At 71.6% G+C, this 21482-nt stretch carries 21 protein-coding genes; 17 read left to right on the forward strand and 4 right to left on the reverse strand.

All coding sequences use genetic code 11. The features are described 5' to 3' along the window. Positions 1 to 8 precede the first annotated feature (8 nt). Positions 9 to 5264, reverse strand: a complete 5256-nt coding sequence (locus tag ABH927_RS22925) for an amino acid adenylation domain-containing protein (protein ID WP_370024323.1) — start codon at positions 5262 to 5264, stop codon at positions 9 to 11. Then, positions 5261 to 6190 (reverse strand): ornithine carbamoyltransferase, encoded by a 930-nt coding sequence (locus ABH927_RS22930; RefSeq protein ID WP_370024325.1) that lies wholly within the window; start codon positions 6188 to 6190, stop codon positions 5261 to 5263. The genes ABH927_RS22925 and ABH927_RS22930 overlap by 4 nt, the downstream gene beginning before the upstream one ends. A 110-nt stretch (positions 6191 to 6300) precedes the next feature. Between ABH927_RS22930 and ABH927_RS22935 the strand changes: the two genes are divergently transcribed. Further along, positions 6301 to 7104, forward strand: coding sequence for an alpha/beta fold hydrolase (locus tag ABH927_RS22935; RefSeq protein ID WP_370024327.1), 804 nt, complete (start codon positions 6301 to 6303; stop codon positions 7102 to 7104). A gap of 25 nt (positions 7105 to 7129) precedes the next feature. On the opposite strand, the gene ABH927_RS22940 is transcribed toward ABH927_RS22935, so the two are convergent. Beyond that, positions 7130 to 7447, reverse strand: a complete 318-nt coding sequence (locus ABH927_RS22940; RefSeq protein ID WP_370024329.1) for a hypothetical protein — start codon at positions 7445 to 7447, stop codon at positions 7130 to 7132. Positions 7448 to 7655: 208 nt separating this feature from the next. Here ABH927_RS22940 and ABH927_RS22945 point away from each other — a divergent pair, with 208 nt between their 5' ends. Beyond that, a complete protein-coding gene (locus ABH927_RS22945; protein WP_370024330.1) occupies positions 7656 to 8546 on the forward strand; it encodes a BTAD domain-containing putative transcriptional regulator in 891 nt (296 codons plus the stop codon). A gap of 225 nt (positions 8547 to 8771) precedes the next feature. On the opposite strand, the gene ABH927_RS22950 is transcribed toward ABH927_RS22945, so the two are convergent. Next, positions 8772 to 9392, reverse strand: coding sequence for a hemerythrin domain-containing protein (locus tag ABH927_RS22950; protein ID WP_370024332.1), 621 nt, complete (start codon positions 9390 to 9392; stop codon positions 8772 to 8774). A 224-nt stretch (positions 9393 to 9616) separates the two neighbouring features. On the opposite strand from ABH927_RS22950, the gene ABH927_RS22955 reads away from it, so the two are divergent. The 15 genes from ABH927_RS22955 to hypE all read left to right on the forward strand — a co-directional run bounded on the left by ABH927_RS22955 (position 9617) and on the right by hypE (position 21482). Beyond that, on the forward strand, positions 9617 to 10231 hold the full coding sequence (locus tag ABH927_RS22955; RefSeq protein ID WP_370024334.1) for an SIS domain-containing protein: 615 nt from the start codon (positions 9617 to 9619) through the stop codon (positions 10229 to 10231). Then, positions 10228 to 10506 (forward strand): HypC/HybG/HupF family hydrogenase formation chaperone, encoded by a 279-nt coding sequence (locus ABH927_RS22960; protein WP_370024336.1) that lies wholly within the window; start codon positions 10228 to 10230, stop codon positions 10504 to 10506. The genes ABH927_RS22955 and ABH927_RS22960 overlap by 4 nt, the downstream gene beginning before the upstream one ends. Positions 10507 to 10518: 12 nt before the next feature. Then, on the forward strand, positions 10519 to 11307 hold the full coding sequence (locus tag ABH927_RS22965; RefSeq protein WP_370024338.1) for an SIS domain-containing protein: 789 nt from the start codon (positions 10519 to 10521) through the stop codon (positions 11305 to 11307). Positions 11308 to 11410: 103 nt separating this feature from the next. Next, entirely contained in the window at positions 11411 to 12433 is a 1023-nt protein-coding gene (locus ABH927_RS22970; RefSeq protein WP_370024340.1) for a hydrogenase expression protein HypE, read from the forward strand. Position 12434: 1 nt separating this feature from the next. Further along, on the forward strand, positions 12435 to 14219 hold the full coding sequence (locus ABH927_RS22975; RefSeq protein ID WP_370024342.1) for a nickel-dependent hydrogenase large subunit: 1785 nt from the start codon (positions 12435 to 12437) through the stop codon (positions 14217 to 14219). 61 nt (positions 14220 to 14280) lie between these two features. After that, a complete protein-coding gene (locus ABH927_RS22980; RefSeq protein ID WP_370024344.1) occupies positions 14281 to 14880 on the forward strand; it encodes a NifU family protein in 600 nt (199 codons plus the stop codon). Then, the gene (locus ABH927_RS22985; RefSeq protein WP_370024345.1) at positions 14877 to 15515 is read left to right on the forward strand and encodes a DUF5947 family protein; all 639 of its coding nucleotides are present in this window, start codon (positions 14877 to 14879) and stop codon (positions 15513 to 15515) included. The genes ABH927_RS22980 and ABH927_RS22985 overlap by 4 nt, the downstream gene beginning before the upstream one ends. Then, complete coding sequence (locus ABH927_RS22990; RefSeq protein ID WP_370024347.1) at positions 15505 to 16266, forward strand: DUF6084 family protein; 762 nt, start codon at positions 15505 to 15507, stop codon at positions 16264 to 16266. Before ABH927_RS22985 ends, ABH927_RS22990 begins: the two co-directional genes overlap by 11 nt. Further along, a complete protein-coding gene (locus ABH927_RS22995) occupies positions 16263 to 17693 on the forward strand; it encodes a hypothetical protein (protein WP_370024348.1) in 1431 nt (476 codons plus the stop codon). The genes ABH927_RS22990 and ABH927_RS22995 overlap by 4 nt, the downstream gene beginning before the upstream one ends. Next, a complete protein-coding gene (locus ABH927_RS23000) occupies positions 17690 to 18358 on the forward strand; it encodes a hydrogenase maturation protease (protein WP_370024350.1) in 669 nt (222 codons plus the stop codon). The genes ABH927_RS22995 and ABH927_RS23000 overlap by 4 nt, the downstream gene beginning before the upstream one ends. Then, a complete protein-coding gene (locus ABH927_RS23005; protein ID WP_370024351.1) occupies positions 18352 to 18525 on the forward strand; it encodes a DUF6893 family small protein in 174 nt (57 codons plus the stop codon). Before ABH927_RS23000 ends, ABH927_RS23005 begins: the two co-directional genes overlap by 7 nt. A gap of 8 nt (positions 18526 to 18533) precedes the next feature. Beyond that, entirely contained in the window at positions 18534 to 18926 is a 393-nt protein-coding gene (locus tag ABH927_RS23010; protein ID WP_370024352.1) for a hydrogenase maturation nickel metallochaperone HypA, read from the forward strand. Next, positions 18874 to 19152, forward strand: coding sequence for a HypC/HybG/HupF family hydrogenase formation chaperone (locus tag ABH927_RS23015; RefSeq protein ID WP_370024354.1), 279 nt, complete (start codon positions 18874 to 18876; stop codon positions 19150 to 19152). Before ABH927_RS23010 ends, ABH927_RS23015 begins: the two co-directional genes overlap by 53 nt. 6 nt (positions 19153 to 19158) lie before the next feature. Continuing rightward, positions 19159 to 20283: a hydrogenase formation protein HypD gene (gene hypD / locus ABH927_RS23020; RefSeq protein WP_370024355.1), complete on the forward strand. Its 1125-nt coding sequence runs from the start codon at positions 19159 to 19161 to the stop codon at positions 20281 to 20283. After that, positions 20280 to 21482 carry a hydrogenase expression/formation protein HypE gene (gene hypE / locus ABH927_RS23025; RefSeq protein WP_370024357.1) on the forward strand — a complete coding sequence of 401 codons (1203 nt, stop codon included), beginning with the start codon at positions 20280 to 20282 and terminating at the stop codon, positions 21480 to 21482. The genes hypD and hypE overlap by 4 nt, the downstream gene beginning before the upstream one ends.

Raw genomic sequence — 21482 nt, forward strand, 5'->3', positions numbered from 1 at the left:
GGATGTCCTCATCTCGTACCGAGGTTCCCGCCTGCCTTGTCCCGCAGCTCCCGCCGGATGGCGCGGCGCTGGGCCGCGTCGGACGTCACCGGGTTCAGCCGCCCCGCCCGGGCCGGGGCACGCCCGTCCGCCGACCCGGACAGGTGCGCGGCGAGCGAGCGCACGGTGGGATGGGCGAACAGCGTCACGATCGGGATCTCCCTCCCGAGCCGCCGCCGCAGCGCCTGCTGGACCTGGGCCATGAGCAGCGAGGTGCCGCCCAGGTCGAAGAAGTTGACGTCGGCGCCGACCCCCCGCAGCCGGAGGGTCTCGCCCCACGCCTCCGCGACGCGCCGTTCGAGAAGCGTCCGCGGGGCCCCGCCGCCGGTTTCGAGCCCGTTCCCGGCCGTCCACTCGGGCAGCCCGGCCCGGTCGACCTTTCCGTTCGGGGTCATGGGCAGGCCGTCCAGCACGACGATCCCGGCGGGAAGCAGATGGCCGGGGAGCTCCCGGCGCAGGTCGGCCCTGAGCCGGGCCAGCCCGAGGGGCTCCGCCCCGGCCGGGACGACGTAACTCACCAGGCGCGACTCACCGTCCGGTCCCCGGCGCGCGACCGTGACACAGTCCCGCACGTACGGCAGGCGCACGGCGCGCAGGTCGATCTCGGCGGGCTCGGCCCGATACCCCGCGATCATCACCTGGTCGTCGGCCCGCCCTGTCAGGACGACGGACCCGTCGGGCTGCCTGCGGCCCAGATCGCCGGTGTCGTAGCGGCCGTGGTGTCCGTGAGTGAGGTGCGGCGTGCGCACGACGATCCGCCCCGTCTCCCCGACCGCCGCCGCGAGCCCGCCCGCGCCCTCCACGAGCAGCTCGGCCCCTTCGACGCCGTGTCCGATCGGCACCGGCTGCTCGCCCGCCCCGCCCGGCTCCCCGGGGACGACGACGTGCCAGCCCGCCACCTGCGGGGTCTCGGTCGTGCCGTACGCGTTGACCACCACGACGCCGGGCGCGAGACGGCGCAGCGTGGCTACGTCGGCCCATCGGAGCTGGTCGCCGCCGCAGACGGCCAGCCGCAGATGGGGCAGTGGCGGATGGGGCAGTGGCGGATCGGGCAGTGGCGGACCGGGCAGTGGCGGACCGGGCAGCCGGAGGTCGCCGCCGACGCCGGCCAGTGACCGGACGAGGGCCGGGGTGACTTGAGCGATCGTGACCCGTTCGCCGGCGAGCCAGGCGAGCAGCTCGCGGGGGGCCCGGATCAGGTCCGGCGGGGGCGCGGAGATCGCCGCCCCGGTCCACAGGGGGGCGAACACGTCACGCAGCAACGGGTCGTGAGCCAGACCGGACAGCATCGCGAACCGATCTCCTGGGCCTATCGCGAACGTTCTCGCGTACACCTCCAGGAAGTGGGCGACCGGCCCCTGGCCTCCGTGTACGGCCCGCGGACGCCCGGTGGTCCCCGACGTGAACGCGACGTAGGAGAGGCCGCGCGCGGGGGTTCCACGCAGGGGCGGCCCGTCCTCCGGCGTCCCGGGCACCGCCAGTACGGCCGGCACCCGCCGCGCCAGCTCCCCGGGAAGCGGGCCGGCCTCGGTCAGGTGGAGCAGCGCGACCGGACGTGCCTCCTCCATCTGGGCGGCCAGGCGGGCAGGCGGGTAGGCCGGGTCGAGCACGAGGAAGGCCGCGCCCGCCTCCAGCACCCCCAGCAGTGCCGCGACCAGAGAGGCCCCCCGGTGGGCGTAGATCGCGACGACGTCGTCCGCGCCCCCGCCGTGTCCCGCGTCCCGTCCCGCGTCTCCTGCCGCGTCTCCTCCCGTGCGCCGTCCCGCGTTTCGTCCTGTGTCGCGGCCTGCCAGGCGCCTTGCCAGCGCGCCCGCCCAGCCGGACAGCTCGCGATAGGTGACGGCTCCGGTGGGGGCGCGCACCGCGACCGCGTCGGGCGTGCGGCCCGCCATGGCGGCCACGGCGGACGGAAGCGACGGAAGCGACGGGAGCGACGGGAGCGACCGAAGCGACGGGAGCGCGGACGGCCCGCCCCCGGCTCCGCTGTGAACGGCTCGGGTCTCGTCACCCCGATCAGCGGGATCGGCGGGATCAGCGGTCAGGGGGTGCCGGTCGAGCGGCGCGTCCGGGTCGGCGGCGACCCGCCGGAGGAGCACGACGAACTGCTCCAGGAACGCGGACATGTGCTCCTCGTCGCAGCGGCCGCCGTCGAAGATCAGCTCGACCTCCAGGTCGTCCGGCCGCTCCGTGACGTACGCGTTGAGGTCGAACAGCGCTCCCACGACCGGCGGCGGGAGCATCTCGGTGACCAGGCCGGCCATGCCGGGGGCCTGGTCGGGAGCACCGAGGAAGTTGAACCACGCCCGGAACGGAACTCCCGCGCCGGAGCGCCGCAGTTCGCGCTGCACCAGGTCGAAGGGGACGTCCTGAGCGCGGGCCGAGCCCGCCACGGCCGCGCGGGTCAGCCGTACGGCGTCGCTGAACGCCGCGTCTCCCGGCACGCTGACCCGCAGCGGAACCGTGCTGACGAAGAAGCCCGCCAGGTCCTCGGTGCCCGGGGCGGTCCGGTCGCCGAACGGGACGCCGACCACGAGGTCCTCCTCGCCCGACCAGCGGCGCAGGACCGTGCTGAAGGCGGTGAGCAGCGTCACGAACACCGTGGTCCGCTGCTCTCGGGCCAGGCCTCGCACGGCCTCTGTCAGGTCGGGGCCGAGGGTGGCGGCCGTCCGCCGCGGCCCGCCGTCCGCGGGGCCGGTGGGAGGCGGCAGGGCAGGGGCCGGAGGCACGCCCGCGAGCTGTTCCCGCCAGTAGGCGAACTGATGGTCGAAGTCGCCCCGCTCCAGCCGCGCGGCGTACCACGCGGAGTGGTCCAGGTAGCTGAAGGGCAGCGGGGGAAGCACCGGCTCGGCCCCGTGGAGCAGCGCCGAGTAGACGATCCCGAGGTCGCGCAGCAGGATCCGCGATGTCCAGCCGTCGGAGACGATGTGGTGGGTGGAGAGCGCGAGCACGCGGACCGGGCCGTCGGTCAGCAGCGCCGCTCTCAGCAGCGGCGGCCTCGACAGGTCGAACGGCCGGCGGGCGAACTCACGGATCCACGCATCAATGCCGGCGGCTCCCGGCTCCGCGATCTCGAGGGGGTCCTCCCCCGCCGCCGCGGCCCGCCGGCCCTGCTGAACTCTCTGGATGGGGCCGTCCGGGGTCATCACGAAGGCGGTCCGGAGGGCGGCGTGCCTGTCCAACAGGAGCCGCAGGGCCGCCCGCAGGACGGGCACGTCCAGCGGGCCGGTGACGCGGATGACCGCGGGGATGTTGTAGGCGGCCAGGCCGCCCGCAAGCCGGTCCAGCAGCCACAGCCGGTTCTGGGCCGGGGAGAGCGGCCCCTCGGCGCGGGCGGGGTCGGCCGCGATCGGCTCCCCGGTGACGGCCCCGGCCACCAGCCCGGCCAGCTCGGCGACGGTCGGATGCTCCAGCAGCGCCCCGGGCGGCAGCTCGGCGCCGAGCTCCGCCCGGATCAGCCCCGTGACCTGGGCGGCGAGCAGCGAGTTGCCGCCCAGCTCGAAGAAGTCGGCTCCGGCGGCCGGGACGGCGCGGCCGAGGACGCGGGCCCAGATCCCCGCCACGGCCGCCTCGGCCGTACCCGCCGCGATGCCGGACGCTCCCATGCCGGACGCTCCGGGGGCGGACGGCTCCGGGGCGAGCGGCTGGGCGGACGGCCACTCCCGCAGCGGGGGCAGGCGGTCGCGGTCCACCTTGCCGTTGGGGGTGACCGGGAAGCGGTCCAGCACGGTGACGAAGGCGGGCACCATCCCGGGCGGGAGCTGCCGGGCGGCATGGCGGCGCAGCTCGCCGGGGTCGAGCCGGTCGGTGTCCGGGATCACGTACGCGGCCAGCTCGGTGCGGGCGGCGCCGTCGGCCGTCACCTCGTGCGGGACGACGACGGCTGCCCGCACTCCGGGATGGGCGGCCAGCGCCGTCTCCACCTCGGCCAGGTGGACGCGCACCCCACGCACCTTGACCTGGTCGTCCCTCCGGCCGAGGTAAATCAGCTCGCCTCCCGGCAGCCACCTCACTCTGTCGCCCGTGCGGTAGAGCCGGGCGCCCGGCGGGCCCTCGGGAGAGGGCACGAAGCGCTGCGCGGTGGTGGCGGGATCGGCCTGGTAGCCCCGGGCGAGCCGCGCGCCGCCCACGTACAGCTCGCCTTCCCGGGCCGGCCGCAGGTCGTCGTCCAGCACGTGCAGCTCCGTCGCCGCGAACGGGCGGCCGATGGGCACGCCCGTCTCCTCGTACGGCCCGGCTCCCGTCTCGTGATGGGTGCAGTCGATCGTCGTCTCGGTCAGGCCGTACGTGTTGAAGATCCGCACGTCCGGGCCGGCGACCGTGCGCAGCGACCGGTAGTCCGCGGCCGTCCAGTTCTCACCGCCGACCACCAGGCACCGGGCGGAGCCGAGGCGCCGGCCGGTCTGGAGCAGGTGGCTCACCAGCGGCCGCAGCAGCGAAGGGGTGAACTCGGCGAGATCGGGCCGGACGCGCCGCATGAACGCGTGCAGGGCGGGCGGGCTCAGCAGTGTCTCCCCCGGGCACATCACCAGGCGGCAGCCGGTGAGCAGCGCACGCGCCACGTCGCCGGTGGCGACGTCGAAGCCGAAGCCGGCGACCTGAAGGACGCTCGTGACATCCGTCCCGAGACCGTAGAGCCGGATCCAGTCGTCGAGGGTGGCCAGGAGCGCCCGCCGGCTGACCCCGACACCCTTGGGAGCGCCGGTCGAGCCGGAGGTGTAGATCAGGTAGGCGAGGACGTCGGGATCGGCCGGGCGCCGATCCCGCTCGTCCGGCTCGGGAAGAGCGCCGTGGTCGAGGGCGCCGTGGTCGAGGGCGCCGTGGTCGAGGGCGTCACGGTCGACCGCGAGCTGCGGGATCGGGATCCCGGCGAGCCGGTGGCGCAACCGGCCGTGGGTCAGGACGGCGACCGGCCCGGCCTCGGCGAGGACGGCCCTGAGCCGGGCTCGGGGAGTCTGCGGGTCCAGCGCGAGATGCGCGGCCCCGGCCCGCCAGGTGGCGAGGACGCAGGCCGGCAGGTCGGCGGTGCGGTCCACGAGGATCGCGACGGTCCGCTCCGGCCCTGCTCCCCGCGCGCGCAGCCAGCGGGCTATGGCGGCGGCCCGGGCGTCGAGCTCGCGGTAGGTGAGGACCCGGTCCCCGTCCTCGACGGCCGGCGCGTCCGGCATGCGCTGGACGACCTCGGCGAACCGCTGGTCCGGGGACGAGGCGGGATCGCCGCCGCTCACTCGTTCCGCCCCAGGATGCACCACTCCAGCACGGCCTTGGCGCTGTGCGTCTTGTTCTCCGCCTGGTCGAAGGCGATGCTGGCGGCCCCGTCCAGCACCTCGGCCGTCACGTCCTCGCCCCGATGGGCGGGCAGGTCGTGCATGAACACGGCCTCCGGGTGCCGGGCCATGAGCGCCCGGTTCACCTGGAAGGGGGCGAACGCCGCCCGCCAGTCCGGATCGGGCTTCGACGTGCCGGTCGTCTGCCACCGGGTGGTGTAGACGACGTCCACCCCGCCGGGGGCGTCCGCCAGGTCGTGTGTCTCCCAGACCGAGGCGTCGTGCTCCTTCGCCAGCCGTACGGCTTCCGCGAGGATCTCCGCGTCCAGGCCGTAGCCCGGCGGAGTGGCGAGGCACAGCGAGACACCGGCGTACCGGGGCAGCGCCAGCGCCAGCGCGGCGGCGGTGTTGTTCCCCTCCCCCACATACAGGATCCGCAGGCCGGCGATCCGCCCGAAATGCCGCCACATGGTGGTCAGATCGGCCAGGGCCTGGGTCGGATGCTCGTCGGCGCTCATCGCGTTGACGACGGCCATCCTCTCCTGCCCGGCGAGCGCCTCGACCTCCCGGGGATCCCCCGCGGTCCGCACGACCAGCGCGTCGAGCATCCGGGCCAGCACCCGCGCGGTGTCCTCCATCGACTCGCCGGTGTTGAGTTGCAGGTCCCCCGGGCCGTACGCGACATGACCCGCGCCGAGGCGCAGCGCGGCGGAGGCGAACGCGGTGCGCGTCCTCGTGGAGGTCGCCCGGAAGAAGCCACCCACGACCAGGTCGGCCAGTGGCCGGTGCCCACGGGACTCCGGACCGGCGAACCAGGCGCCCCGCCGTACCAGATAGTCCACGTCACTGTCCGGCAAATGCCGAAGCGAGGTCATATGTGAGTGCACGGGGCCATGGTGTCCACCGGTGGCTCGCGCAACAATGCGGGCGGCGGAGGTTGGCGAGAAGTCGTCACCCCGCTTGACCGGGGGAACGCCCGGCAATTTCCCTCCAGTCCATGCCCATTGCCCGAGTAGGCGCGCTGTCGTTCTCGTACGAGATCCACGGGACCGGCCGGCCCGTGGTGCTGATCCCCCCGGCCGGCACCCGGGCCGCGATCTGGTCCATGCACCAGGTCACGGCGTTGACCGCGGCCGGCTATCAGGTGGTGACGTTCGACGCCCGCGGCACGTCACCGTCGTCGGTGCCGCCGGGGCCGTACCGGCTGGCCGACCTGGCCGCGGACGCCGCCGGGCTGATCACGGAGCTGGGGCTGGGGCCCTGCGCGGTCGCCGGGGCGTCGCTCGGCGCCATGACCGCCCAGGAGCTCGCCCTGGCCAGGCCGGATCTGGTCCGGGCGGCCGTGATGCTCGGCACGCGGTGCCGCACCGACTTCTTCCGGCAGTCCTCCGCGCGGGCCGCGGCGGCCCGCATGCGGGAGCCGTCCGTGGGCGGCGACTTCGAGACGGTGGCGCACATGACTCAGCTGTTCGGCTCCGCCACGCTCGCCGACGACCGGGCCGCCGCCGACTGGTTCGCCGTGCTGCGCCGGTTCCCGATGCGGGGGGCCGGGGCCGCGGCGCAGTACGAGGCGACCGTGTTCCCGGATCGGGCGCCGGCGCTGGCCGGCATCACGCGCCCCTGCCTCGTCGTCGCATTCGGGGAGGATGTGGTGACCCCTCCCGCGATGTGCCGGGAGGTCGCCAAGGCCGTCCCGTACTGCCGGTACGCCGAGATCTCGGGGGCCGGGCACTTCGGGTTCCTGGAGGCGCCGGACGAGGTGAACGGCGTGCTCCTCGACTTCCTGGCGGAGATGGAGTGAAGAGAGGGCACCCGGGGGGCCGGTCTCAGCGGAACGGCATGTGATCGGGGGGCTGGGCCGTCCTGAGCGGGGTCGTCCGGTGGGAGACGGGTCCGGCCGCCGCGGCCACCCACCGGCGCCGGACGATCTCCACGCCCGCCTGGAAACGGGTGTCCACCCCGAGATAGTCGAGCAGCTCGGCCACCCGCCTGCTGTAGGTGCGAGCCGACATGTTGAGCCGACGGCTCGCGGTCGTGTCCGGCACGCCGGAGAGCAACTCCTCCAGGATCGGACGTAGCCGCGGCGGCGCGGACAGGTCGGGGGCCGGGGCACGACCCAGGTCGTGGGGCGAGGGCAGGGCCACCGTGCTTCCCCTTCCGCCGGACACGCGCCTCCAACCGCTGCGCCCGACGCTAGCCGCGGACCTCTACACGCTCGCGTGGCAAACGCGCATCGGCTGCCGCATAGATTTCGCATAAACACCCCGAGTAAGAAACGTGAGCGAGACTCGGACTGCCGGAACAATTGTTACTAAAGGGTTGACAAGGGTAACTCGACCTACTACCAACAACATGTCGCATCGGGAAATCTCGCCTCCCCGCTGGTCCGCGCGGCATACGTTCAAGGAGGACGCCGAGATGAAGTTCCGCATATTGGGTAATCTCGAAGCGCAGGTGGGAGACCGCCGCGCCAATCTCGGCGGACTCAGGACCCGCAGTTTCCTGGCCGCGCTATTGCTCCACGCGGGACAGCCGGTTACCCTTACCCGCCTCGCCGAGTCATTGTGGACGGAGCCGCCCGCCTCGGCGACGGCCAACCTGCGCACGTACGCCACGCATCTCCGGCGCCGCCTCGACGAGGCGGAGCCCGGCTCCGGCGACCGGCTGGAGACGGTGCCGTCCGGCTACCGCCTGATCGTCGGGCCCGAGGAGCTGGATCTCCTCCAGTTCGAGGCGCTCACGGCCGAGGGCGAGCTCCTGCACGCCCAGGGCCGCCTGGCGGAGGCGAGCGCCCGTTACGACGAGGCGTTGCGGATGTGGCGAGGACGACCGCTGGAGAACGTGTCCGGGGGCGCCTTGCTCGACGCGAGCATCGCCTGGCTCGAAGAACGCCGCCTGATGGGGACCGAGCAGGCACTGGACATCCTGCTGGCCGCCGGCCTGCATTCCAAGGCCGTCGCCGAGCTGCGGCGCCTGGTGGGCGAGTTTCCGCTGCACGAGCGCATGTGGTCCCGGCTGCTCATCGCGCTGCACGAGTCGGGGCGGCGGGCGGACGCCCTCGCCGCCTACGCGAGGGCCCGGGCCTGCCTCGTGGAGCACGCCGGCGTGGAGCCGGGGCCCGAGCTCCGCCGTCTCCACCAGCTGATCCTGGCGAGCGACGGCGGGCGAGGCGTATCCCCCGTCCCGGCATTCACCCGGATGGCCATGGACGCCGGCCCGGATGCCCGGACTTTCGTTCGATGAAAACGAGCGCCATTCCAGGACGATCAATTCTCCCGGAAGCCGAATGACGTTCTCGTCACATTTCGCCGACACCCTCCGCGTTTCGCTGGAGGAATACCGGCACTATTGACGACGATCGTTTCCCGTCGGAAACGACGAGGTGACGCCGCGCCGGCTTCAATCGCGCACGTGTGAAGGCCGCGAGCCCCTTGAGTGGGTCGCGGCCTTCGGTCTTCGTCTTCGCCGTCAGCGCTTGCCGCTCTTCTGGAGAGCCTCGGCGAGCTGCTTCTTCGACATTCCCGAGCGACCGGGGATGTCCGCCTCCTGGGCGCGCTGGTAGAGCTCTTCCCTGCTCATCTCGGAGACGTCCTGCCCGCCGCGCCCGGACGACTTCGCCTTTCCCTTCATCGGGCCGCCGGTGGATATCACGCTGATGACCAGGTCCCGCGCCTTGTGCTCGCTGAAGGCCCGGCCGAGCTCGGTGAGGCGCTGCGCTGGGACGGCCTTCGCGAATCCCGGCAGGATCGCGTTCTCCTCCTCCTGGACGTGGTGGTTGATCGCCTGGAGACACTCGTGCAGGAGCGTGTCGAAGTTCTTGTCGTCCGCCTTGGCGTCGAGCAGCCGAAGCAGCAACTGCTCGGCCTGGTGGTGCTCTTTCGCCCCCTCGCGGACCTCGCCCTTCTCCGCCGGGACGGCCTTGGCGATCTCGGGATAGACCAGGTCCTCCTCCGCCCGCGAATGGGCGACGAACTTGGCCGCCAGCTCCGCGAGGAGCGCCGGACGGTTGTCCATGTCCTTCCTGAGCCTGTCGAACAGGGCCTCGACCTCACGGTGGTCGGTCTTGATCATGCTGATGACGTCTGTCATGGCGCTTTCCCCCTCGTCGGCAGGCCGTACCCGGCCAAAGGAGACATACACGTATAAAACATGCCGTTACGCTGCGTACGTCGTCTCGGCCTCCACAAGACGATCTTTGCGAAATTACGGACATCAGTTGCCCTTTACCGTCTTGCCCGTATGTACGGTCGATAGCAGGGAAGTCTCCCCGAAAGGGGAACCAACGGGGGCATCACCTGGGGAAGTGGTCCGTGATGGACCAGGCAGTCCTGGCTTCTGTTCCGGAGATCTTCGCACGCCGCGTGGGGCCGGCCCGCAGCCTCGCCGCCGAGGCCGATCGGGTGGCCCGGGCCTGTCACGCCATGGCGACGCGGTTCCACCGCGGAGGGCGGCTCATCGTCTTCGGCAACGGAGAGGCGGCCACCGACGCCCAGCACATCTCGGTGGAGTTCGTCCATCCGGTGATCGTCGGGAAGCGGGCACTGCCCTCGTTCTCCCTGACGAGCGACGTGGCGACGATCACAGGGGTCGCCGCCGAGACCGATTTCGGCGACGTCTTCGCCCACCAGCTCCGCCATCTCGCCGCACCGGCCGACATCGCCCTGGGCGTCTCACCGTACGGCAACTGCGTGAACGTGCTCAGAGCGCTGGAGACGGCCAAGGGGCTGGGCCTGCTGACGATCGCGCTCGTGGGCGGGGACGGCGGGGAGATCGCGCGGAGCCCGGCCCTCGACCACGTCCTCACCGCCCCCTCCGGCGACCCTCGTGTCACCAAGGAGGTGCACGTCACCACCTACCACATCCTGTGGGAGCTGGTGCACGTGTTCTTCGAGCAGCCCGGCGTGCTGGATCCCCAGGTGGTGGCATGACCGCTCATGACCCCACCAGGACGGACCCGAACGTGATGTGCCACGCCGAGGTCTGCGTGACCTGCTCGGATGAGGCGGTGCCGGTGACGGTGGTCAGCCTGCTGGGGGCGGATCTCGCGGTCGTGGACACCGGGCGGGGCCGGGAAGAGGTGAGCGTCGCCCTGGTGGAGGCCCGGGTCGGGGACACGGTCCTCGTCCACGCCAAGGAGGCGATCGCCGTGCTCGGATCGCCGGCTGAGAAGCCAGCCGAGATGCCTGCTGAGACGCCACGGTGAGGAGGTGACCAAGTGAGCAGGCCCGATGACTCGATGGAGTCGCTGTACCCGTTCCTCTACTCGGCCTCCGCCGACCTCGACCGCGTTCTCACGGCGGTCCGTCAGTCCACCGTCGACAAGGCGAACGAGATCGTCGCGCTGCGCCAGACCGTGCTCGACCGTGACGGCGCCCGGATGGCCGCCTGCGCCGAGGCCATGGCCGCCGCCTTCAGCCGGGGCGCGCGGTTGTTCGCGTTCGGCAACGGCGGCAGCTCGACCGATGCGCAGGACGTGGCCGCCCTGTACCTGCACCCGGGAGACCCGGGGAGCGCGGGTAGCACGGGGGCTGCGGGGTCTGCGGGGTCTGCGGCCCGGCCGCTGCCGGCGTTCGCCCTGACCGCGGACATCGCGGTGGTGACGGCCCTGTCGAACGACATCGGGTTCGAGGTGGTGTTCGCCCGTCAGCTCGCGGCGTCCGGCCGCGCGGGGGACATCGCGTTCGGGCTGTCGACGAGCGGGAACTCGCGCAACCTCATCGCCGCCTTCGAGGAGGCCGACAGGCGCGGCATGATCACGGTCGGGCTGGCCGGCTACGACGGCGGGCAGATGGCCGAGCTGGGCACCATCGATCACCTGTTCGTGGTGCCATCGTCCTCGGTGCACCGCATCCAGGAGGCCCAGACCACCGTTTACCACGCGCTCTGGGAGCTGACCCAGGGCGCCCTCACGCGGCTCGGCCCGGAAGCCGAGGCTCAGGCTCCAGGCTCAGACAGGCCAGGCTCAGGCAGGCCAGGCTCCGGTGCCGCCACCGCGGCCAACTGACAGCACCAACTGAAACCATGTTCGATCCGCCCGAGGGTGGTGAGGCGCAATGACCGCGCCGACGGATACGCAAGAGACCACATCGCGAGCGCAGGAAGAACCGTTGATCCATATTTTGTGGATCAACGCGGGGCTGAGCTGCGACGGCGACTCCGTGGCGCTCACGGCGGCGACCCAGCCGAGCATCGAGGAGATCGTGCTGGGGGCGCTTCCGGGGCTCCCGAAAATCGCCGTGCACTGGCCGCTGATCGACTTCGAGTGCGGCCCCATGCAGGGCGCGGACACCTTCATCGAGTGGTGGTACAAGGCCGACCGCGGCGAGCTGGAGCCGTTCGTGCTGGTCATCGAGGGGTCCATCCCGAACGAGTCGATCAAGCGCGAGGGCTACTGGTGCGGGTTCGGCAACAACCCGGAGACCGGGCAGCCCATGACGACCAGCGAATGGCTGGACCGGCTGGCGCCCAAGGCGACCGCGGTGCTCGCCGCCGGGACCTGCGCGACCTACGGCGGCATCCACGCCATGGCCGGCAATCCCACCGGTGCGATGGGCGTCGCCGACTACCTGGGATGGGACTGGCGGTCCAAGGCGGGGCTGCCGATCGTCAACGTGCCCGGCTGCCCGGTCCACCCCGACAACCTGTCGGAGACGATCCTCTACCTGCTCTACCAGCTCGCGGGCCAGGCGCCGATGATCCCGCTGGACGAGGCGCTGCGCCCGACGTGGCTGTTCGGCATGACCGTGCACGAGGGCTGCGACCGGGCGGGCTACTACGAGCAGGGCCAGTTCGCCACCGAGTACGGCTCGCCGAAGTGCCTCGTCAAGATCGGCTGCTGGGGACCGGTCGTGAAGTGCAACGTCCCCAAGCGCGGCTGGATCAACGGCATCGGCGGCTGCCCCAACGTGGGAGGCATCTGCATCGCCTGCACGATGCCGGGCTTCCCCGACAAGTTCATGCCTTTCATGGACGAGCCGCCGGGCGCTCGCGTCTCGGCGACCGCCAGCGAGGCCTACGGCACGGTGATCCGCACCCTGCGCAACTTCACCTTCAAGACGGTGGACAAGGAGCCGAAGTGGCGCAGGCGGGGCCGCGAGCTGCTCACCGGATACAAGGCGCCCTGGAGCTGACATGACGTACTCACCGGAGAAGGAACGTCAACTGGTCGAGATGGCCTGGGATCCCATCACCCGGATCGTCGGCAGTCTCGGCATCTACGCCAAGGTCGACTTCGCCAACCGGGAGGTCGCGGAGTGCTACAGCACGTCGTCGGTCTTCCGCGGCTACAGCATCTTCATGAAGGGCAAGGACCCCCGCGACGCCCACTTCATCACCAGCCGGATCTGCGGGATCTGCGGCGACAACCACGCGACGTGCTCGGTCTACACCCAGAACATGGCGTACGGCGTGGCCCCGCCGGCCATCGGAGAGTGGATCATCAACCTGGGCGAGTCGGCCGAGTACATGTTCGACCACAACATCTTCCAGGAGAACCTCGTCGGGGTGGACTACTGCGAGAAGATGGTCCGCGAGACCAACCCCGGCGTGCTGGCGCAGGCCGAGCGGACCGAGGCGCCCCACGCGGCCGAGCACGGCTACCGGACGATCGCCGACATCATGCGCTCGCTGAACCCTCTGGAAGGGGAGTTCTACCGCGAGGCGCTCGCGATGAGCCGTACGACCCGCGAGATGTTCTGCCTCATGGAGGGCAGGCACGTGCACCCCTCGACGCTCTACCCGGGCGGGGTCGGCACGGTCGCCACGGTTCAGGTGTTCACGGACTACCTGGTCCGGCTGATGCGGTACGTCGAGTTCCTCAAGCGGGTCGTCCCCATGCACGACGACCTGTTCGACTTCTTCTACGAGGCGCTCCCGGGGTACGAGCAGGTGGGCCGGCGGCGGGTCATGCTCGGCTGCTGGGGCAGCCTCAACGACCCCGAGTACTGCGACTTCACCTACCAGAACATGAGCGACTGGGGCCGGAGGATGTTCGTCACCCCCGGCGTCATCGTGGACGGCAAGCTGATCACCAACGATCTGGTGGACATCAACCTCGGCATCCGCATCCTGCTCGGCAGCTCCTACTACGAGGACTGGGCGGACATGGAGCCGTTCGTCACCCAGGACCCGCTCGGCAACCCGGTCGACATCCGGCACCCCTGGAACCAGCACACCATCCCGCATCCGCAGAAGCGGGACTTCACCGACAAGTACAGCTGGGTCATGTCGCCGCGCTGGTTCGACGGGGAGAATCTGCTGGCGCTCGACACCGGCGGCGGCCCGCTCGCGCGGCTGTGGTCCACGGCGCTCAACGGGCTCGTCGACATCGGCTACGTCAGGGCCACCGGCCACAGCGTGCTGATCAACCTGCCGAAGACGGTCACCAGGCCGGAGACGACGTTCGAGTGGACGATCCCCGAGCGCGACGGCCGGCCGCTGTCCAACACGCTCGAACGCAACAGGGCCAGGACGTACTTCCAGGCGTACTCCGCGGCGTGCGCGCTGCACTTCGTGGAGCAGGCGCTGAACGAGGTGCGCCAGGGGCACACCAAGACCTGGACACCCTTCACGGTGCCCGACGAGGCGATCAGCTGCGGGTTCACCGAGGCGGTCCGCGGCGTGCTGTCCCACCACATGGTGATCAGGAACGGCAAGATCGCCAACTACCACCCGTACCCGCCGACGCCCTGGAACGCCAGCGTCCGCGACGTCCACGGGACGCCCGGGCCGTACGAGGACGCCGTGCAGAACACGCCGATCTTCGAGGAGAACCCGCCGGAGACCTTCAAGGGCATCGACATCATGCGCACGGTCCGCAGCTTCGACCCGTGCCTGCCCTGCGGCGTGCACATGTACCTCGGCGGCGGCAGGGAGCTGCGCACCGTCCACAGCCCCCACGGGTTCACCGTGACATAGACGGCGTGACATAGACGGCCTGATGTAGACGGCCTGATGTAGAGGGAGGGAGACGCGACCGATGCCGGGAGCTCGCGACGTACAGGCGGCCGGCGACCGCGTGGACGCGCTGATCGCCGAGCTCGGCACGCTGGCCGACGCGCGGGCCCGCGCGAAAGCGGAGGAGCTCGTGCGGGTCCTCGTCGAGCTGTACGGCGCGGCGCTGGAGCGCGTCGTCGAGATCGTCACCGAGACCGGCGCGGCCGAGGTGCTGCGCGGGCTGACCCGTGACGACCTCGTCTCCGGCCTGCTCGTGGTGCACGACCTCCACCCGCTGACGACGGCGGAGCGGGTCCGCGCGGCGCTCGACGAGGTGCGCCCCTACCTGGGCCTGCACGAAGGCGGGGTGGAGCTCCTGGACGTCGACCCGGCGGGGATCGTGCGGCTCCGGCTGGAGGGCACCTGCGACGGCTGCCCGTCCTCCCAGATCACCGTCACGCACGCGATCGAACGGGCCATCGCGAAGGCCGCGCCGGAAGTGTCGGGGGTCGAGGTGGAAGGGGTGGCCGCCGAAGGCGCGACCAGCCCGGCGAGCCCGCTGCTGCAGATCCAGCCGCGGCCGCCCGGGCCGTGCCCCGTTCCGGAGCCCGTGCCGGAGCCCGTGCCGGAGGAGGTCTCATGACCACCGGGCTGCGCCGGTTCCGCGAGCCCCCGCAGGCCGGCCCTCAGGAGGCCGTGGAGCGGTGTGAGATGTGCGCCGAGCCGCTCGGAGAGCACCACGGCCACGTGGTGAACCTCGAGAGCCGAGCCCTGCTGTGCACGTGCCGCGGGTGCTACCTGCTGTTCGCCCCGAGGGGAGCCGCTGGGGGCCGGTACCGGGCCGTGCCGGAGCGCTACCTCTTCGCGCCGTCGTTCCGGATCTCGGCGGCCGACTGGGACGAGCTGCAGATCCCCGTCCGCACGGCGTTCTTCTTCCGCAATTCCGCGCTCGGCCGGACCGTCGCCTTCTATCCCAGTCCCGGCGGGGCCACCGAGTCGCTTCTCCCGATGGAGACATGGGAAGGAGTCCTGGAGGCCAACCCGGCGCTTGCCGGGGCCGAGCCGGACGTCGAGGCGCTGCTGGTCGACCGCCGGCCGGACGGCTTCGCGTGCCATCTCGTGCCGATCGACGCCTGCTACCGGCTGGTCGGCCTGGTGCGGCTGCACTGGAAGGGCTTCGACGGCGGGCGGGAGGCGTGGGAGGCCATCGACGGCTTCTTCGCCGACCTGCGCCGTCGCGGCGAAGTCGTACCACCGGGAGGGGACGATGGCGACTGAGCTCCGCTTCGACTGCCTGGACGCGCGGGCGGAGGCCTACGCGGCCTCTCCGACGCTGATGTTCCGGCTGCGCATCGCCGATCCGTCCGCGGCCGGGGTCCACGCCATCGCGCTGCGATGCCAGATCCGCGTAGAACCGCAGCGCAGGCGGTACGGCGAGAGCGAGACCGCGCTTCTCGCGGATCTCTTCGGCCGGCCGTCCCGGTGGGGGGACACGCTGAAGCCGATGCAGTTCGCCCACGTGACGGCCATGGTGCCGGGCTTCGCGGGGACGACGGAGATCGACCTGCCGGTGCCCTGCAGCTACGACCTGGAAGTGGCCGCGGGAAAGTACTTCGCGTCGCTGGACGACGGAGAGGTCCCGCTGCTCCTGCTCTTCAGCGGCACCGTCTTCGCCAGGACCGAGACCGGCTTCTCCGTACGGCAGGTGCCCTGGGACTGCGAGACCCGCTACCGGCTGCCGGTGGCCGTGTGGCGGGATCTGATGGACCGATACTTCCCCGGCTCCGGCTGGCTCCGGCTGAGCCGCGACACCCTGCGGGACCTGCACCGGTTCAAGACGGAACGGGCCCTGGCCACCTGGGACGACGCCGTGAACGCGCTGCTCCGGCACCAACCCGGGGAGGCGCTCCGGCACGACGAGGCGCTCCCGTTCGAGGAGGCCGGCCGTTTCGGGGACGCACGCGACACACACATCAAGGAGACACGCGACATGAGGGGAGCACGCGACATAAGGGGGGCACGGGGATGAGCGCGCCGATGGAGACGGCCCGCCGCGTCGCCGACGCCGTCCTCTACGAGGGCTACCTGCTCTACCCCTACCGCGCGTCCGCCGCGAAGAACCGGATGCGCTGGCAGTTCGGCGTGCTCGTCCCGCGAGGCTTCTCCTCGACCGGCGAGCCGTCATCCAGCGTCACCGAATGCCTCCTCGAACCGGCGGAGGACGCCCTGCTGGACGTCCGCCTGCGCTTCCTGCACGTCAAGGCCCGGACCGTCGAGCAGGCGGAGGGCGAGGGCCACCGGCCCGTCCCCGAGCTGGCCGCCGGCGAGCGGATCTACATCACCTTCGACGAGGCGACCGAGCGGGAGGCGGGAGCCGTCCTGCCCGTGGCGGATCTGATCGGAGCCGAGCGGATGATCGAGGTCCGCGTTCCGGGCGACCAGTCGGTCGAGCCGATCATCGGGCCGGCCGGCGAGCGGCTGGGCCGCGTGGTCGCCGAGCACCGGCCGGTGCGGGCGTCGCTCCTGGCCCGAGCCGAACGGCTGGCCGGGCCGTACGGCCTGGTCAAGCTGCGCGTCGGGGTGGAGAACACCACCGCGTGGGAGGGAGACGACGCGTCACGGGCGGAGGCTCTGCGCGGGTCGCTGATCGCCGCCCATCTGCTCATCGGGGTGTCCGGCGGGACCTTCGTCTCGCTGCTCGACCCGCCGGAGTGGGCCAGGGAGGCCGCGGAGGCCTGTCACAACGAGCACACGTGGCCCGTGCTGGTCGGCGACCCGGGACACCGCGAGGTCGTGCTGTCGTCGCCGATCATCCTGTACGACTACCCGGCCATCGCCCCCGAGAGCCCGGGCGACCTGTTCGACTCGACGGAGATCGACGAGCTGCTCAGCCTGCGCACGATGACCCTCACCGACGAGGAGAAGCGGGAGGCCGCGGCCACCGACCCGCGCGTGGCCGAGATTCTGGAGAGGACCGGCGACCTGCCGCCCGAGCTGCTCGAACGGCTCCACGGCGCGATCCGCTACGTGGGCGCTCCCGTGGACGAGGGGCCGGTCGAGAACGGTCAGCTGGAGGGCGTCCCGCCGCAGGACGGCCCGGCGCAGGACGATCCGGCGCAGGACGGCGCGCCCACCCCGTGGTGGAATCCCGGCGCGGACACCGGCGTGTCGCCGGAGACCGACAGCGTCATCGTCGCCGGAACGGTGATCGCCAGGGGCAGCCGGGTCCGGCTGAACCCCGGGAGACGGCGCGCCGACGCCCACGACATGTTCCTGGCCGGCCGTACCGCCCGGGTCGAGGCCGTGCTGCTCGACGTCGACGGGGTACGGCACCTCGCCGTCACCCTCGAAGACGACCCCGCGGCCGACCTGCACCGGGCCCATGGGCGCTTCCTCTACTTCGCGCCGGACGAGGTCGAGCCGATCGGCGACGGCGACGGGGAGGAGACGGCATGAGGACCCTGGTGGCGGGTGTTGGCAACGTCTTCCTCGGCGACGACGGCTTCGGCGTGGCGGTGGCCCGGCGCCTGGCCGGAGCGGACCTGCCGGAAGGCGTCGAGGTGGCCGACTTCGGGATCCGCGGCATCCACCTCGCCTACGAGCTGACCGCGGGCCGCTACGACGCCGCGATCCTGGTGGACGCCGCGCCGCGCGGCAAGGTGCCCGGCACGCTCTACGTCCTGGAGCCCTCACCGGGTGAACCGGCGGGTGTGTCGCCCGGGGACGCCGGCGCTTCCGCCGCGTTCGGCGCGTTCGTCGACGGCCACGCCATGACCCCGGAGGCGGTCCTCGCGCTCGCCGGCACTCTCGCGCGGGACCGGGGCGACTCGGGCGACTCGGGCGACCGTGGCGAGTGGGCCGACAGGGGCGACGGCGCCGGGCGCGTGCTGCTCGTCGGCTGCGAGCCGTACGACACCTCACCGGGCATGGAGCTGAGCCGGCCGGTCGCGGACGCCGTCGGCAGGGCGGCCGAGCTGGTCCTTGAGCTGGTCCTTGAGCTGGTCCTCGAACTGATCGCGGAAGGGGCGGCGCCCCGGGCCACCGCCCACGGCGAAAAGCCCACCAAGAAGCTCGACGTCAAGAAGCCCTCGGCAAGGAACAAGGAGGAGGAACGATGCTGAAACGCCTACTCATCGCGATGACCACGCTGGGCGTGGTGGCGCTGCTCATTCAGTCGTTCCCTGACATCAAGCGCTACCTGGAGATCAGGAAAATGGTCCTCCGGGGGTCTCCCGTAGCCCCGGCCGGGCGTGGCGAGCGCGCCGCGCCGCCGGGCACAGCGAGGTGACGAAGGTCATGCACGAGTTCGGGATCGCCGAGGCCATCGTGGACGCCGTCGAGCGCCGCGCGAACGGCAGGCGGGTACGGCGGGCGCGGGTGCGGGCGGGAGTCCTGCTTCGCATCGCCGGGCCCGCGATGGACCACGCGTTCGCCATGGTCTCCGAGGGAACCGTCGCGGAGGGCGCGGAGCTCGACCTGGTGACCGAGCCCGTCCGCGTCACCTGCCGCACCTGCGGGCACTCGACGACGTCCGACGACGCCTTCGCGGTGTGCCACGAATGCGGCGGCACCGACATCGACACCGAGGGCGGCGACCGTCTCGTCCTCGAATCCATCCAGATCGCGGAGGCGTCTCATGTGCCTGGGCATCCCCGGCGAGATCGTGGAGATCCTGCCGGGCCATACTGACCTCGCCAAGGTCGATGTGAGCGGAGTCCGGCGGGCCATCAACGTCGGCCTGCTCGAGAACGAGCGGCTCCAGCCGGGCGACTGGATCCTCATCCACGTCGGCTTCGCCCTGTCGAAGATCGACGAGGTCGAGGCCAGGGCCGCGCTGGACTTCCTGGAGGGCATCGGCCAGGCCTACGACGACGAACTGGCCGCGCTCCGTGACTCTTCGATAGACCGGGGGTGAGCCGCGGTGCGCTTCGTCGACGAATACCGCGACGCCGAGAAGGCGCGGGCCCTCTCAGCGAAGATCGCGAGCCTCTGTGAGCCGGGCCGCGCGTACAAGTTCATGGAGGTCTGTGGCGGCCACACTCACACGATCTACAAGCACGGGCTGGAGGACTACCTGCCCGAGACCATCACTCTCGTCCACGGCCCCGGCTGCCCGGTGTGCGTGATCCCGATGGGCCGGGTCGACGACGCCATCCACATCGCCGAGCAACCCGGCGTCGTGATGACCTCGTTCGGGGACATGATGCGCGTGCCGGGCGGGCGGGGATCGTTCTTCGACTCGATGGCCCAGGGCGCGGAGATCCGCATGGTCTACTCGCCGCTGGACGCCCTGAAGGTCGCCCGGCAGAACCCGGACAAGCACGTGGTGTTCATGGCGATCGGCTTCGAGACCACGGCCCCGTCGACCGCCATGACGGTGCTGCGCGCGGCGGCCGAGGAGATCGGCAACTTCTCGATCTTCTGCAACCACGTGACGATCATCCCCGCCATCAAGGCGATCCTGGACTCCCCCGACCTGCGCCTGGACGGTTTCATCGGCCCCGGCCACGTGTCGACGATCATCGGCTGCCGGCCGTACGAGTTCATCGCCCGCGACTACGGCAAGCCGCTGGTCGTGGCGGGGTTCGAGCCGCTGGACATCCTGCAGTCGATCTACATGCTGCTCGTGCAACTGGCCGAGGGGCGGTCGGAGGTCGAGAACCAGTACGCCCGCGTCGTGCCCTGGGCGGGCAACCTCAAGGCGCTCAAGGTGATCAACGAGGTCATGGAGCTTCGGCCGTACTTCGAGTGGCGCGGGCTCGGCTTCATCTCCCACTCCGCGCTGAAGGTGCGGGAGAAGTACGCCGCGTTCGACGCCGAGCGGATCTTCGAGATCCCCGGCAGCCGGGTGGCCGACCCCAAGGCCTGCCAGTGCGGCGAGGTCCTCAAGGGCGTGCTCAAGCCGTGGGAGTGCAAGGTGTTCGGCACCGCCTGCACGCCGGAGACGCCGATCGGGACCTGCATGGTCTCCTCCGAGGGCGCCTGCGCGGCGTACTACAACTTCGGCCGCTTCTCCCGGGAGCGGGTGAGGGAGGCGACACGGTGACCGACATCAAGAGGACGGACATCAAGAGGACGGACATGGCGGCGGACACCCAGGGGACGGGCATCGAGAGGACCGCCGGATGGGCCGAGGCCGCCATCCGTGAGCACGCCGCCGACACGCGCCCGCCGAGCCGTGAGGAGCAGGTGCTGGAACGGATCGACCGGGCGCGCCACCGCAAGGCCAGGGTGAAGGAGGAGCACATCACCATGGCCCACGGCTCCGGGGGCAAGGCCACGCAGACCCTGGTCGAGGCGGTCTTCCTCGAAGCGTTCCGCAACCCGCTGCTGGAGCCTCTGGAGGACGGCGCCGTGCTGGGCATCGGCTCCGCCCGCCTGGCCTTCACGACCGACTCCTACGTGGTCTCCCCGCTGTTCTTCCCCGGAGGCGACATCGGGGACCTCGCGGTCAACGGGACGGTCAACGACCTGTCGGTGTGCGGGGCGCGCCCGCTGTACCTGTCGGCCGGGTTCGTGCTCGAAGAGGGCTTCCCGGTGGCCGACCTCAGGCGCATCACCACGTCGATGGCCGAGGCCGCCGCCGCGGCGGACGTGCAGATCGTGACCGGTGACACCAAGGTGGTGCAGCGGGGCAAGGCCGACGGCTGCTACGTCAACACGGCCGGCGTGGGACTGCTGGACCGGCCGATCAGCCTCAGCGTGGCCGGCGCACGGCCGGGCGACGCGGTCATCGTGTCCGGGCCGATCGGCGAGCACGGCGTCACGATCATGCTGGCCCGGGGCGAGCTGGACATCGAGGCCGACCTGACATCGGACACCGCCCCGCTGAGCGGCCTCACCACGGCGCTGCTCGACGCCTGCCCCGATGGAGTCCGCTGCCTCCGGGACGCCACCCGCGGCGGGGTCGCGACGATCCTCAACGAGGTCGCCCGCGCCTCGGACGTCGCCGTGGTCGTCGACGAGGACGCCATTCCCGTACGGCCCGGCGTGCGAGGCGCGTGCGAGCTGCTCGGCATCGACCCGCTCTACGTCGCCTGCGAGGGACGCATGATCGCGGTGGTGGACGGCCCGGCGGCGGACGCGGCCCTCGCGGCCCTGCGCGCGCGTCCCCTCGGGGAGGGCGCGGCGCTCATCGGCCACGTCAAGGACGACCCTCCGGGGCTCGTGCTGCTGAAGACGTCGTTCGGCGGCACCCGCATCGTCGACGTGCTCGTCGGCGATCCACTGCCCCGGATCTGCTGA

The sequence above is a fragment of the Planotetraspora sp. GP83 genome (genome assembly GCF_041262585.1).
Taxonomy (GTDB): domain Bacteria; phylum Actinomycetota; class Actinomycetes; order Streptosporangiales; family Streptosporangiaceae; genus JAOEGB01.